Consider the following 17,343-nt stretch of genomic DNA (forward strand, 5'->3'; position numbering starts at 1 on the left):
AGAGGGACGAAGTTATGGATAATTTGATGAAAAGAATAGAATCTCTTTCTCCAGAAAAAAGAAAGCTATTTGAGACGATGCTAAAAGAAAAAGGAAAAGATGTTTCAAAATATACGCCAAATGCCTTTTCTGGAATACCTTCTGCCAGAGAGCAGGAATTTTACCCTATGTCATCTGCCCAGAAAAGGCTGTATATACTAAACGAGCTTGAAGGAGCAGGTACTGCATATAACATGCCAGGCGTCGTACTGCTGGAAGGAAACATTGATGCAGTACGCTTCGAACAGGCATTCAAGGAGCTAGTAAAAAGACATGAGGCTCTGCGCACATCATTTCATATGGTTGAGGGTGAACCAGTACAAAAGGTTCATGATTACGTGGATTTCAGTATTACGTACCTGGAACTGGATGAAGAAAAAGCAGCAGAAATAGTCAAAGAATTCATAACGCCCTTTGATCTTAGCCAAGTTCCATTACTGAGAGTAGGACTTGTAAAAACGAACGAAGACAGGCGTGTTATGATGTTTGACATGCACCACATAGTATCAGATGGTATATCAGTCAATATACTTATGAGTGAGTTTTTGGATTTGTACCAAGGGAAGACCCTTTTGCCACTACGGATACAGTACAAGGATTTTTCTGTATGGCAGAAGGAGATGTTTGCCGGAGACTCAATAAAGAAGCAGGAAGAATACTGGCTCCAGACATTTAAGGGTGATATACCGGTACTGGATATGCCTACTGACTATCCAAGACCGGCGGTACAAAGTTTTGAAGGAGATGCTGTAAGCTTTGAAATAAACCCTGAACTTTCAGTCAAACTAAATAAGCTTGCAACAGATAATGGAGCTACCTTATACATGGTACTGATGGCTGCATATAACGTACTCCTGTCCAGATACACTGGACAGGAAGACATCATAGTTGGAAGTCCTGTAGCCGGAAGGCCCCATGCTGACCTGCAGGGTATCATTGGTATGTTTATAAATACCTTGGCCATAAGGAACTATCCTGAGGGAGAAAAGACCTTCGTCCAATTCTTGCAGGAAGTAAGGGAAAATGCGTTTTTGGCTTTTGAAAATCAGAACTACCAGTTTGAAGAACTTGTAGAAAAACTTAATCTCATGAGGGACATGAGCAGGAATCCTCTTTTTGACACTATGTTTGCACTGCGCACTTCAAACAAGACAGAATTTGCAGCATCGGGTATAAACTTCAAACAATACAACAACTGGCTGGAAGGCAGAAAGGCAAAATTTGACCTTATGCTTGAAGTGGTAGAGGGTCAAGAAGGTATAACATTTAACCTTGAATATTGTACCAGGCTGTTTAAGAAGGAGACAATAAAAAGGTTTGGAACCCATTACATTACCGTTCTTGAAGAGATAACGGCATGCCCTGAAAAAAGGTTGTGGGAAATTGATGTACTGTTACAGGAAGAAAAACAGCAAATCCTATATACCTTTAACGCTACAGAGGCACAGTATCCTAAAAACAAGACTATCCATCAGCTTTTTGAAGAGCAGGCAGAGAAGAACCCTGATCATGTAGCTGTGGTATTTGAGGGTAAAAAGCTTACATTTAGTGAACTCAATAAAAAATCAAATGGGTTGGCCCATGTATTAAGGGCTAAAGGAGTCAAACCGGACAGTATCGTAGGTATTCTGGCAGAACGCTCACTTGAGATGATAGTAGCAATCCTAGGGGTATTAAAAGCAGGAGGGGCATATCTTCCCATAGATCCAGATTATCCTGAGGAAAGAATAAGTCATATGCTGGAAGACAGCCGGGCAGTGATCCTGTTGACCCAATCACATTTTATAGACAAATATACATCAATAGGTACAGTAATAAATTTAGAAGATGAGCAGGAATATTCAGATGAACAATATAACTTATCGGAGGTAAATAAACCTTCCGATCTAGCTTACTTAATATATACCTCAGGCTCTACAGGTAAACCCAAAGGGGCAATGATAGAGCATAGAAACATAGTAAGGCTGTTATTTAACAGTAAAATGCAGTTTGATTTTAACGAAAATGATGTATGGACTATGTTTCATTCTATGAGTTTCGATTTTTCCGTATGGGAGATGTACGGGGCGTTGTTATATGGGGGCAGATTGGTGGTAGTTCCTAAAATGACAGCACGCAGCAATGTAGAGTATCTGAGACTTCTAAGGAATGAGAAGGTGACCGTATTAAATCAGACACCTTCAGCCTTCTATAATATAGCCAATGAAGAAGTATCATATGAAGAAAAAGAACTTAAGATAAGATATGTCATATTCGGAGGGGAAGCATTAAAGCCTGCATTGTTGAAGGAATGGAGAAAGAAGTACCCGCAGACTAGACTCATCAATATGTATGGAATAACCGAGACAACAGTGCATGTCACATATAAAGAGATAGAAGAGGAAGAAATTAGATCTAATGTGAGCAGCATAGGAAGTCCTATACCAACCCTTACAACATATGTAATGGATAAGAACATGAAAGTTGTTCCCATTGGAGTAGCCGGAGAGCTTTGTGTAGGAGGAGACGGAGTTTGCAGAGGATATCTTGGAAGACCGGAGCTTACAAAGGAAAAGTTCGTTCAAAATCCGTACAAGCCGGAAGAGAGGTTATATAGATCTGGAGACCTGGTCCGGTTATTATCTGATGGAGAAATGGAATACCTGGGTAGAATAGACCACCAGGTAAAGATAAGAGGCTTTAGGATAGAGCTTGGTGAAATAGAAGCACAACTGCTAAAGCATCCTTCAATTGAGGAATCTTTGGTGATTGCAAAGGAAGACCATCAGGGCAGTAAATACCTGTGTGCATATATAGCGGGAGAAAATGAGCTGACAATATCAGAACTAAGGGAGCATCTCTTAAAAGAACTGCCCGAATACATGGTACCATCATACTTTGTGCAGCTTGAAAAAATGCCATTGACAGCTAATGGCAAGATAGACAGGAAGGCATTGCCTGAACCCGAAGGTAATATAAATACGGGAATAGAGTATGAAGCGCCTATAGGCGAATTTGAAGAGAAGCTTGCACTGATTTGGCAAGACATCCTTGGAATTAAGAAGATAGGAAGAAATGACAACTTCTTTATGTTAGGTGGACACTCTTTAAAGGCTACAAGCCTTGTAGCGAGAATTCACAAAGAGTTCAATATAGACATGCCTCTTAAGGAAATATTTAAGGCTCCAATTATAGCGGAAATAGCAAGGTATATGAAGGAAGCAAAGGAGAGTATATATCAATCCATCCAAACTGCTAAAGAGATGGAATACTACCCTATGTCATCAGCCCAAAGAAGGCTGTATATATTAAATCAGTTTGAAGGAGCAGGGACAGCATACAATATGCCAGGCAGCTTGCTGGTTGAAGGCAGTATTGATCTGGAGCTTTTTCAGAAGACCTTCCAACAGCTTATAAATAGGCATGAGACCCTTCGAACATCTTTCCATTTCATAGAGGGTGAACCCGTCCAGAAGATCAATGATCCTGTGGGTTTTAGTGTAGTGTATCTAGAATCTGACGAAGAAAAAGTGGGGGAAATCGTAAAAGAATTTATAAAGCCGTTTGATCTTGGAATTGCTCCGCTGCTAAGAGTAGGCCTTGTGAAAACGGGAAAAGACAAGCATGTCATGATGTTTGACATGCACCATATCATATCTGACGGTACGTCCATGGATATACTGGTACATGAGTTCATGGATATGTATGGAGGAAATAACCCTTCTTCCCTCCGTATACAGTACAAGGACTATTCTGTTTGGCAGAAGGAACTATTTGCTGGGGACAAAATAAAGAAGCAGGAGGAATACTGGCTCCAGGAATTTAATGGAGAAATTCCTGTGCTGAATATGCCAGTAGATTACCAAAGGCCTGCGGTTCAAAGCTTTGACGGAGGTTTTATCCGTTTTGAAGCAGGCAGTGAGCTTACGGGAAAACTTATTAAGCTTGCAAGGGATAATGGGGCTACTCTTTACATGACATTGCTTGCTTCATACAACATACTGCTGTCTAAGTATACGGGGCAGGAAGATATTATAGTGGGAAGCCCTATAGCTGGAAGACCTCATACAGATTTACAAGACATAATAGGTATGTTTGTAAATACTTTAGCCATGAGGAACTATCCCCAGGGAGAAAAGACCTTTGCTGAGTTTCTAAAGGAAGTAAGGGAAAACTCTATAAGGGCTTATGAAAATCAGGACTACCAGTTTGAAGAACTGGTGGAAAAGCTTAATGTAAAGAGGGATATGAGCAGGAATCCTCTTTTTGATACTATGTTTGTATTGCAAAATACCGGCTCATCAGAATTGAAGATAGATAGGCTTAAGTTTATACCCTATACAAATGAATTTAGAATATCCAAATTTGACTTGACATTAAATGCTCGGGAAACCCAGGAAGGTATTGCATTTGATTTGGAATATGCCACAAGGCTGTTCAAGAAAGAGACTGTAGAAAGGTTTGCAGCCCATTACCTTAATGTTCTGGAAGAGATAACGGTTTATCCTGGAAAAAGGTTGTCAGAAATTGATATGCTTTCACAGGAAGAAAAGCAGAAAATACTATATGACTTTAACGATACAAAGGTCCGGTATCCTAAGGATAAGACTATACATCAACTGTTTGAAGAGCAGGTAGAAAAGACACCCAATAATATTGCTGTAGTGTTTGAAGATAAACAGCTGACTTATAAGGAAGTAAACGAAAAGGCAAACCAACTGGCCAGAAAATTAAGAGAAAAGGGAATAAAACCTGATAGTGTAGTGGGAATTATGGTAGAACGTTCCCCGGAAATGATCATAGGGATCATGGCTGTCCTAAAAGCTGGGGGGGCTTATTTACCCATAGCTCCTGAATACCCTGAAGACAGGATCCAGTTTATGCTTGATGACAGTGGCAGCCAAATTATTCTGATACAGGATAAATTTATAAATGCTAAAGGTAGTTACAGAAATGCTGAATTTATTAGCATAGAAAATCAGGAACTATTTACTGGGGATGTATCAAATCCAAAGTTAATTAGTAAACCTGAAAACTTGGCTTATGTAATATATACATCCGGTTCTACCGGCAAACCCAAAGGGGTAATGATAGAGAACTACTCCGTAATCAACCGGATCAACTGGATGCAGAAGCAATACCCGATAGCTGAAGGTGATGTGATCCTGCAGAAAACTCCCTATACCTTTGACGTATCGGTATGGGAATTATTGTGGTGGAGCTTTACTGGGGCCAAAGTCTGCCTGCTGATACCGGGAGGAGAAAAAAATCCGGAAGAAATCGTGAAGGCAATCGAAAAAAATAAAGTTACCACAATGCACTTTGTACCATCCATGTTGAGTGTATTTTTAGAGTATGTAGAGGAAAAGGGGATAATAGAGGAAATAGCAAGCTTAAAGCAGGTATTTGCCAGTGGAGAAGCACTGAACCTGAAGCAAGTAGAAAAGTTCAACAAGCTGCTGTACAAAGAAAAAGGAACAAGCCTGCATAACCTGTACGGACCAACAGAAGCAACAGTAGATGTATCCTACTTTGGCTGCTCTACGGAAGAAGAATTGGAGCTTGTACCTATAGGAAAGCCCATAGATAACATTAAGTTGTATGTTGTCAGTAAGGAAAAGGGCCTGCAGCCGATAGGAGTAGCGGGAGAACTATGCATAGCAGGGGATGGACTGGCAAGAGGGTACTTGAACAGACCGGAACTTACAGAAGAAAAATTCGCAGCAAACCCATTCGCACCGGGTGAAAGGATGTACAGGACAGGTGACCTGGCAAGGTGGCTGCCTGACGGCAACCTAGAATATCTGGGCAGGATCGACCATCAGGTAAAGATAAGAGGCTACAGGATAGAACTGGGTGAAATAGAGAACCGGTTATTAAAGCATGAAGCAATAAAAGAAGCGGTGGTATTGGACAAAGAAGGAGCTGACGGAAATAAGTATCTTTGTGGATACGTCGTACCGGATCAAGAAATAACCGTACAGGGGATGAGGGAACACTTGTCAAAAGAGCTCCCGGACTACATGATCCCTTCCTACTTTGTGCGGATGGAAAAGCTGCCATTGACCCCTAATGGAAAAATAGACAGGAAAGCATTGCCTGTGCTCGATAGCAATGTTAATACCGGCGTAGAATACGTAGTACCTTCGGGAGAAATAGAGGAGAAACTTGCGCTGTTGTGGCGGGATATCCTTGGAATAGAGAAGGTAGGAAGAAATGATAACTTTTTTATGCTTGGGGGACACTCGTTAAAGGCAACAAGCCTTGTAGCAAGAATTCACAAAGAGTTCAATATAGACATACCTCTTAAGGAAATATTCAAGACACCAACCATCTTAGAAATTGCCAGATATATTAAAGACTCAAAGGAGAGCCTATATCAGTCAATCCAACCGGCAGGAGAAATGGAATACTACCCTATGTCATCTGCACAAAGAAGGCTGTATATACTAAACCAGCTTGAAGGGGCAGGGACAGCATACAACATGCCTGGTATTATGCTGCTGGAAGGAAGCATTGATACAGCGCGTTTCCAGGAAGTCTTCAGGCAGTTGGTAAAAAGGCATGAGACTCTTAGAACATCGTTCCACATGATCGATGGTAACCCGGTCCAGAAGGTTCATGACCATGTGGAATTCAGCGTGATGTACTTTGAAACTAACGAAGAAAAAGCCGCAGAGTATGCTGGGGAATTTGCCAGACCTTTTGATCTTGGCAAGGCTCCTCTGCTAAGGGTAGAGCTTGTAAAAACGGGAGAAGACAGGCATCTTATGATGTTTGATATGCATCACATTATATCCGATGGTGTCTCCATGGACATACTGATTCGTGAGTTTATGGATCTTTATGAAGGAAACAACCCTCCAGCACTTCGGATACAGTACAAGGACTACGCTGTATGGCAGAATAAACTGTTTGATGAGGGCGGAATTAGCAGCCAGGAGGAATACTGGCTCCAAGCATTCCAGGGAGAAATACCTGTACTGAATATGCCGCTAGACTATCCAAGGCCTGTAATACAAAGCTTTGAAGGGGATTTTTTTAGCTTTGAAGCAGGCAGTGAGCTTACGAATAAATTAAACAAGCTTGCAAGGGATAATGGGGCTACGCTTTACATGACACTGCTCGCGGCATACAACATATTGCTGTCTAAGCACACCGGACAGGAAGACATAATCGTTGGAAGCCCTATAGCCGGAAGGCCACATTCAGACCTGCAGGATATCCTTGGTATGTTTGTAAATACCTTGGCTATGAGAAATTACCCCAAGGGAGATAGTACCTTTGTAGAATTCTTGAATGAAGTAAGAGAAAACGCTCTAAGGGCTTATGACAATCAGGATTACCAATTTGAAGAACTGGTTGAGAAGCTTAACTTGAAGAGGGACATGAGCAGAAACCCACTGTTTGATACTATGTTTACCATGCAAAATGCCTCTAAGGTAGAATTTGCAGTACCTGGTATAAGCTTCAGACCTTTTAATAACGGGCTAGAGTATAGAATATCAAAATTTGACCTATCCATTGATGCAATAGAGCGTGAAGATGGTATGGCTTTTAGCTTTGAATATTGTACTCGGCTTTTCAAAAAAGAGACTATAAAAAGGTTGGCGGCTCATTACCTTAACGTGTTGGAAGAGATAACCGCAAATCCGTTTAAAAGGTTGTCGGAAATAAATATGTTGTCCCAGGAGGAAAAACAGCAAATAATCTATGGCTTCAATGATACAAAAGTAGAATATCCTAAGGATAAGACCATACAAGAGCTATTTGAAGAACAAGTGGAAAAGACGCCTGATAACATAGCAGTAGTATTTGAAGATAAATACTTGACTTACGGAGAACTTAATGAAAAGGCCAATCAACTGGCTTGGATCTTAAGGGACAAGGGATTAAAACCTGACAGTGTAGTAGCTATAATGGTAGACCGGTCCATAGAAATGATAATAGGTGTAATTGCTGTATTTAAAGCAGGAGGCGCGTATTTACCCATAGACACCGAATATCCTGAAGAACGAATCAGATATATGATCGATGACAGCTTGGCTGGAATTATTCTTACGCAAGAACATCATAAAGAAAAAATTAAATTTGATCTTGATATTATAAGCTTTGATGACTGTGTGAATTACAACGGGAGAACAGAAAATCTTCCTGTCATTAATAAATCTTGTAATTTAGCATATGTCATTTATACATCAGGAACCACAGGAAAGCCAAAGGGGATCATGATAGAGCATAGAAGTCTTGTCAACATATCTTACGCATGGAAAAAGGAATATAGGCTTGCGGATATGGATGTAAAGCTGTTGCAAATCGCAAGTTTTTCTTTTGATGTATTTGTGGGAGATGTTTCGAGAACGCTGCTCAACGGAGGCCAAATGGTTATTTGTTCATCCGAGGAGAGATACGATCCTGCACGATTATATTCACTTATTAAAACCCATAAAATAACCATCTTTGAATCCACACCGGCACTGATTATTCCTCTTATGGATTATATCCATGATAATGCTTTGATTATTGATAGCCTCAAGTTGCTTATACTTGGATCAGATACTCTCTCTGTGGAAGATTATGAAAGATTACAATCCTGGTATGGAGAGAAACTGCGGGTTGTTAATAGCTATGGGGTTACTGAGTCCACCATAGATTCCAGTTATTACGAAAAGAGACTGGGAAGCTATTTGGAATCCGGGAGTGTACCTATCGGAAAGCCAATGCAAAATATAAAATACTACGTTGTTGACAAACACTTGAGACCTCAGCCTACAGGGGTTTTGGGTGAGTTGTGCATAGGGGGAGAAGGGCTTGCAAGGGGATATCTAAACCGGCCCGAACTGACAGCTGAAAAATTTGTACCTAACCCGTTTATATCAGGGGAAAGGATGTATCGTACAGGGGATCTGGCCAGATGGCTGTCTGATGGGAATATGGAATTTTTAGGAAGAGTAGATCATCAGGTAAAGATAAGGGGATTTAGAATAGAGCTGGGGGAAATAGAAGCACAACTGCTAAAGCACGTTTCAATAAAGGAAGCAGTGGTTATTGCAAGGGAAGATCAGAAGGGAAACAAGTATCTGTGTGCCTATGTGGCAGGGGAAAATGAATTAACAATAGCAGAACTAAGGGGACATCTCTTAAAGGACCTTCCAGACTATATGATACCATCCTATTTTATGCAGTTAAAAAAGCTGCCGCTGACTCCCAATGGCAAAATAGATAGGAAGGCATTGCCCGAACCTGACGGCAATATCGATGCTGGAATAGAGTATGTCGCACCCTTGGGTGAAGTGGAGGAGAAACTTGCGGGGTTGTGGCAGGATATCCTTAGTATAGAGAAAGTGGGAAGAAACGACAATTTCTTTGAGCTGGGGGGACATTCCTTAAGGGCAGCAAATCTTATTGCCAGGATTCACAAAGAGTTCAATGTAAACATACCGCTTAAAGAAATATTTAAGAGCCCAAATATGTCTGAAGTTGCCGAGTGCATCAAGATTGCAAAGGAGAGTGTATTTCATTCTATTGGGCCGGCTGGGGAGATGGAGTACTATCCAATTTCATCCGCCCAGAAAAGGCTGTATATTCTAAACCAGCTTGACGCAGTTGGGATGGCATACAACATGCCTGGTATTATGCTAATTGAAGGCAAACTCGATAAACTGCGCTTTGAACAGGCTTTTAGGGAGCTTGTTGACAGACATGAGTCTTTCCGTACCTCATTCCATATGATAGATGGTAAACCGGTACAAAAGGTCCATAGCAATGTGGATTTTAGTGTTATGTATATGGAAACCGATGAGGAAAGAGCTGCGAAAATAGCCAGTGAATTTATTAGGACCTTTGACCTTGATGAGGCTCCTTTACTTAGGGTTGGGCTTATAAAAGTTGGAGAAGACAGATATATTATGATGTCTGATAAGCACCATATTATATCTGACGGGGTGTCTGACGACATACTGGTAAGAGAATTTATGAGCCTGTATGAAGGTAAGGAACTTCCGGAACTTAAGATTCAGTACAAGGATTTTTCCGTATGGCAGAACAGGCTGTTTGCTGATGGGACAATTAGTAAGCAGGAAGAATACTGGCTCCAAGTATTCAAAGGAGAAATTCCTTTGCTTAATATGCCGCTAGACTACCCTAGGCCAGCTATACAGAGTTTTGAGGGAGATGTGATCAGTTTCAAAGCAGGCAAGGAGCTTGCTGTTAAACTGAACAAACTTGCAGTGAATAATGGTGCCACGCTCTACATGGTACTTTTAGCTTCATACAATGTCCTTTTATCCAAGTACACCGGACAGGAAGATATTATAGTTGGAAGTCCCGTTGCAGGAAGGCCGCATACTGATCTTCAGGACGTTATTGGTATGTTTGTAAACACGCTAGCCATGAGGAATCACCCTCAAGGTGGAAAGACTTTTGTGGACTTCCTTAATGAAGTAAGAGAAAACTCCTTAAGGGCTTACGAAAACCAAGATTACCAATTTGAAGAACTGGTAGATAAGCTTAACCTGGAAAGGGATCTGGGCAGAAATCCACTTTTCGATACTATGTTTGTACTGCAAAATATCGAGGCATCAGAAGTGAAGATGGATGGGCTAAGGTTTATGCCCTATGACAGTGAAGTAAGAATATCCAAGTTTGACTTGACTTTAAACGCTGAGGAAACAGAGGACGGTATTGCATTTGAATTGGAGTATGCTACCAGGTTGTTTAAGAAAGAGTCAGTTATAAGGCTTATTGCCCATTACCTTAATGTATTGGAAGAGGCAGCAGCCTTTCCTGAAAAAAGGCTATTAGAAATTGATATGCTGTCACAAGACGAAAAACATCAAATATTATATGAATTTAATAATACAAAAGCAGGATACCCTCGGGAAAAGACCATCCATCAGATTTTTGAGGAACAGGTGGAACGGACACCCAATAATATTGCTGTAGTGTTTGAAGATAAACAGCTGACTTATAGGGAGCTAAACGAAAAGGCAAACCAACTGGCCAGAAAATTAAGAGAAAAGGGAATAAAACCTGATAGTGTAGTGGGAATTATGGTAGAACGTTCCCCGGAAATGATCATAGGGATCATGGCTGTCCTAAAAGCTGGGGGGGCTTATTTACCCATAGCTCCTGAATACCCTGAAGACAGGATCCAGTTTATGCTTGATGACAGTGGCAGCCAAATTATTCTGATACAGGATAAATTTATAAATGCTAAAGGTAGTTACAGAAATGCTGAATTTATTAGCATAGAAAATCAGGAACTATTTACTGGGGATGTATCAAATCCAAAGTTAATTAGTAAACCTGAAAACTTGGCTTATGTAATATATACATCCGGTTCTACCGGCAAACCCAAAGGGGTAATGATAGAGAACTACTCCGTAATCAACCGGATCAACTGGATGCAGAAGCAATACCCGATAGCTGAAGGTGATGTGATCCTGCAGAAAACTCCCTATACCTTTGACGTATCGGTATGGGAATTATTGTGGTGGAGCTTTACTGGGGCCAAAGTCTGCCTGCTGATACCGGGAGGAGAAAAAAATCCGGAAGAAATCGTGAAGGCAATCGAAAAAAATAAAGTTACCACAATGCACTTTGTACCATCCATGTTGAGTGTATTTTTAGAGTATGTAGAGGAAAAGGGGATAATAGAGGAAATAGCAAGCTTAAAGCAGGTATTTGCCAGTGGAGAAGCACTGAACCTGAAGCAAGTAGAAAAGTTCAACAAGCTGCTGTACAAAGAAAAAGGAACAAGCCTGCATAACCTGTACGGACCAACAGAAGCAACAGTAGATGTATCCTACTTTGGCTGCTCCACGGAAGAAGAATTGGAGCTTGTACCAATAGGAAAGCCCATAGATAACATTAAGTTATATGTTGTGAGTAAGGAAAAGGGCCTGCAGCCGATAGGAGTAGCGGGAGAACTATGTATAGCAGGGGATGGACTGGCAAGAGGGTACTTGAACAGACCGGAACTTACAGAAGAAAAATTCGCAGCAAACCCATTCGCACCGGGTGAAAGGATGTACAGGACAGGTGACCTGGCAAGGTGGCTGCCTGACGGCAACCTAGAATACCTGGGCAGGATCGACCATCAGGTAAAGATAAGAGGCTACAGGATAGAACTGGGTGAAATAGAGAACCGGTTATTAAAGCATGAAACAATAAAAGAAGCAGTGGTATTGGACAAAGAAGGAGCTGACGGAAATAAGTATCTTTGTGCGTACGTCGTACCGGATCAAGAAATAACCGTACAGGGGATGAGGGAACACTTGTCAAAAGAGCTCCCGGACTACATGATCCCTTCTTACTTTATGCAGATGGAAAAGCTGCCATTGACCCCTAATGGAAAAATAGACAGGAAAGCATTGCCCGAGCCTGACGGAAGTATGAGTACGGGAACAGAATATGTAGCGCCGCGGAATGAAGTGGAAGAGAAACTGGTTGAAATATGGCAGGAAGTGCTTGGAGCAAAACAGGTAGGAATAAGGGACAACTTCTTTAAAATAGGCGGAGATTCTATACGTGCAATATCATTAGTCAGCACAATATGCAAAAAGTTGGATATAAACATCCAAATCAGGGATATATACATGAATCCTGATATTGAGAGATTGTCTGCATTCTTAAAAGTAAAAGATACGGAAGCTTTTAACAGTAAGATGGGTAAAGCAAGGGAAGAACTGGAGTTATTTAAACAGCGAATATTGATGAATGAAACTCTCTCAGAAAAGTTACCTTCGGACATGGAAGATATATATCCGATGAGTCACATAGAGCTGGGTATGATTTATCATTCCAAAAAAGACTATGAAAATGCAGTTTATCATGACCAATTTGCATTTCATCTGAATGACAAAGACTTTGATTTCCCAGCATTTAAAGAAGCGATGCTTCTAATGACGTCAAAACATGATATTTTAAGGACGGTTTTTAATTTAGAGGATTTTGAAACTCCTGTGCAAATTGTTTACAAGGGCAGTAGTCTTGATATTGAGCAGATAGATATCATGAATTTTAGCAGGACAGGGCAGGTTGAGTATATAAACAAATATTTGGAAAATGACAGAGCGAATCCGTTTGATATATCAAAGCCCCTTTGGAGGATAAGAATATTCAAACTTGACGCAAACCATATTTGTCTGGTTCTGATATTCCACCATGCTATCCTGGATGGCTGGAGTGTTGCTTCATTGATTACGGAAGTTTCAAACCTATACTCTAAGCTTAAGCAAGAAAAAGATTATATACCAACACGGCTTAAATGCAGCTATAAAGATTATATAGCAGACCAAATGACAATTAAGGACAACCAGGAAGTAATTAATTATTGGAGAGAGGAATTAAGTGAATATAAAAGGTTGAATATGCCTGCAAATATTCATGGAAAAACAAAAAAATCTTATAAAGTAGACCATGTAACACGCCATTTAAGTCAGGAATTTTTAGGTGATTTAAGAAGTACTGCCAGAAGATATGATGTAAGCTTAAAGACACTTTGCTTTGCTGCATACACTTATATGCTCAATATGCTTTCATACGAGGATGACTTTGTCGTAGGTTTGGTAGAAAATAACAGACCTGTATGCGAAGATGGAGATAAGATGCTGGGGTGCTTCTTAAATACGGTTCCCGTCAAAATGTGTTTTGATAAAATCGATATATGGGAGGAATTGATAAAAGTTGCAGAAAAGAAATTAATAAACTTAAAGCTTTATGGAAGACTGCCTTTATTTGAGATCATAAATATCCTGGGCGGAAAAGAAAACAAAGAGGAAAATCCTTTATTTGATACCATATTCAATTATGTGGATTTTCATATATATAACGAGATAATAAACAAAGAAATCGGTGATGTTAAAGATAGAATTTCAGTTGATGAATATGAAGCAACCAATACAAGTCTTGACTTTACAGTAAGTAATACATTCGATGATCTTAATATAAGCTTGATCTACTCGGACAAAGTATTGGAAAGAAAACAGGCAGAAGAGTGTATAGACTATTTTATTAATATTTTAAATATGTTTATCCATAACCCCAAAGGGTCAGTTGACAAGCTTATTATATTAAGTCATGAAGAAAGAAAGCAGTTGCTGATAGACTTTAATGATACTAAGAAAGACTATCCGCAGGACAAAACCATACATGAGCTGTTTGCTGAGCAGGTGGAAAGGACACCTGACAACATAGCTGTGGTATATGAAGACAAGCACTTGACTTACAGGGAATTGAACGGAAAGGCAAATCATTTGGCCAGAGTATTGAGGAACAAAGGGGTAAAGCCTGACCGTATTGTAGGAATTATGGCCGAACGTTCATTTGAGATGATTGTGGGGATATTTGCCATATTGAAAGCTGGAGGGGCGTATCTGCCGATAGATCCTAATTATCCTGATACAAGGATAAAGTATTTGTTGGACGATAGTGGTTCCCAGATCCTTTTGACCTCCAGGACCTTTATGGAAAATAAGCAGATTGATGCGGATATTATATATCTGGAGGAAGAATATTTAAATGAAGAGAACTCAAAGCTTGAAAATGTAAACAAACCCTCGGACCTTGCGTACGTCATTTATACATCAGGTTCGACAGGGAAGCCCAAAGGTGGAATGATTGAGCATACTAGCGTTGTAAACATAATTACAGCCCTCCAGGCCATGTATCCGCTTAAAGCGGAAGACGCTTTTCTATTTAAAACAACTTATACCTTTGACGTATCCGTAGCTGAGATATTTGGCTGGTTCCTCAACGGAGGAAAGCTTGTAATATCACGCCAAGGTGTGGAAAAGGAAGCTATGGAGTTAGTAGAGGTAATAAACAAGCATAAGATAACCCATGTAAACTTTGTACCATCAATGCTGAATATAATGGTACATACTTTAAAAGATAATGGTATAAAACTGCCATCAACTCTCAGGTATATTTTTGCTGCTGGAGAAGCGCTGCCCAAAAAGCTTGTCCATGAGCTTTTCGATGTCTCAGAGAACACATCTCTGGAAAATATCTATGGGCCTACAGAGTCCACGATATATGCAGCGGGTTACAGTATAACAAAGAAAATAGCAGAAGAACTTATAACAGTACCTATAGGGAAAGCTTTACAGAATGTATACCTTTATATACTGGACAAGCACAACCAATTAACTCCTGTAGGAGTGGCCGGTGAACTTGTGATAGGTGGAAGCGGTCTTGCAAGGGGCTATTTGAATAGACCTGAACTGACAGCAGAAAAATTTGTACCTAACCCGTTTATTCCCGGCGAAAAAGTGTACCGCACAGGGGACTTAGTAAGGCGGCTTCCTGATGGGAACATCGAATTCATGGGCAGGATCGACCACCAGGTAAAGATAAGAGGCTTTAGAATAGAGCTTGGAGAAATTGAAGCACATCTGGTGAAGCACACTGCTATTAAGGAAGCAGTGGTTATTGCAAAGGAAGAGCAGCAAGGGAAGAAGTACCTGTGTGCATATATTGTAGGGGAAAATGAATTGACCATTTCCGAGCTAAGGGAGCATCTCTTAAACGAACTACCTGACTACATGGTACCAGCATATTTCATGCAGCTGGAACAGCTGCCATTTAATGCCAACGGTAAAATTGATCGGAAAGCATTGCCTGAACCACAGGGGAATATTAATACCGGAGTAGAGCATGTAGTTCCTAGAAACGAAAGAGAAGAAATACTGGCCAAAGTATGGGAAGACGTACTAAAAACTGAAAACATCGGGGTAAAAGATAATTTCTTCAGCCTTGGAGGAGACTCAATAAAAGCCATACAGGTAATGTCGCGTCTTAACGTCCATGGGCTAAAGCTTGAAATGCGGGACTTATTCAAACATCCTGTAATTGAGGAACTCGTCGAATATATACAATCTACAAGCCGAAGAATTCATCAAGGCCCGGTAGAAGGCATAGTACCGATAACACCTATACAAAGATGGTTGTATAAACAAGACAGCAAGGATATCCATCATTTTAATCAGGAAATAATGATATATGGGCGTAACGGATTTGAAGAAGCTATTATTCGAAAAGTATTGTCAAAGCTTGTAGAGCACCACGATATTTTTAGAACAGTGGTAAAAATAGAGGATCAAAATATACTCCAATACAACAAAAACCTTGAAGGTGAACATTTTTCATTGGAAATTGTAGACCTTAGGGACAGCTATAATTACCGGGAAAAAATAGAGCTGGAAGCGTCGAGGATTCAGAGGAGCATGGACTTGTATAACGGTCCTTTAGTTAAGGTTGGTCTGTTTAAGACTAAAGAAGGGGACCACCTGCTAATAGCTATTCACCACCTTGTAGTTGATGGGGTATCGTGGAGAATCATACTGGAAGATTTGGACATAGGATACAGACAGGCGCTAAACAATGATGAAATAAAATTCAGCAACAAGACCGACTCTTTCAAAGATTGGGCACAGAGGCTTGATGAGTATGCCAATAGCCCTGAACTATTAAAAGAAATAAATTACTGGACCAATTTGGAAAAAACTGAAACAATACCGCTTCCAAAAGACCGAGAGATTGAAGAAAGAAGGTATATGAATAACAATAGCGTCAAGATCGAGCTGAGTATTGAAGAGACTGAGAAGATGCTAAAGCGGGTAAACCATGCTTATAACACAGAAGTAAACGACATATTGCTTACCGCCTTGGGATTAGCAGTGAGGGAATGGACCGGAAATGATAAGGTTCTGATCAGTCTGGAGGGGCACGGCAGGGAGGAAATCATTAAAGACATTGACATAAGCAGGACCGTGGGATGGTTCACCACCCAGTATCCCGTGGTGTTAGATGTCAGCGGACAACTCGATATTTCCCGCATGATCAAATCGGTAAAAGAAAACATCAGGCAGATACCTAACAAAGGGATAGGTTACGGCATACTAAAATATCTTACCTTGCCGGAAAACAAAGCCGATTTAAACTTTAATCTAAACCCTGAAATAAGCTTCAATTACCTCGGTCAATTCAACCAGGATAATGTAGACAATTTATTTGGAGTGTCTGATATTCCTGCCGGAGAGTCTACAGGACCAAACTATAAAAGTGAGTATTGTATTGATATTAACGGCGGAACTGTAGAAGGCGGGAAGCTGGAATTAAACTTTAGCTACAACCAGGGCGAGTATGAGAAGAGTACTATTGAAGGGGTAGCGGTGAGTTTTAAAAAGCATTTAGTAAACATAATAACCCATTGTGCAGAAATGGACTATTCAGAAGCTACACTCAGTGATTTTACAGTAGACGATCTGAATATGGATGAGTTTGAAGACGTATTGAATAACTTCGAATAAAAAGAGTTTG

1 protein-coding gene is annotated in these 17,343 nt (G+C 40.4%); it reads left to right on the top strand.

Features of this window, described 5'->3' with window-relative positions; translation table 11 throughout:
- Positions 1-14: 14 nt before the first annotated feature.
- A complete protein-coding gene (locus tag MHB54_RS26650) occupies positions 15-17,333 on the top strand; it encodes a non-ribosomal peptide synthase/polyketide synthase (protein ID WP_053325488.1) in 17,319 nt (5,772 codons plus the stop codon).
- Positions 17,334-17,343: the final 10 nt, after the last annotated feature.

The sequence above is a fragment of the Paenibacillus sp. FSL M7-0802 genome (assembly GCF_038004945.1).
Lineage (GTDB): Bacteria > Bacillota > Bacilli > Paenibacillales > Paenibacillaceae > Paenibacillus > Paenibacillus polymyxa_B.

What these genes read in the sequence shown, in the direction of transcription:
- MHB54_RS26650 (WP_053325488.1), top strand. Translation starts at nt 15, where the DNA reads ATGGATAATTTGATGAAAAGAATAGAATCTCTTTCTCCAGAAAAAAGA.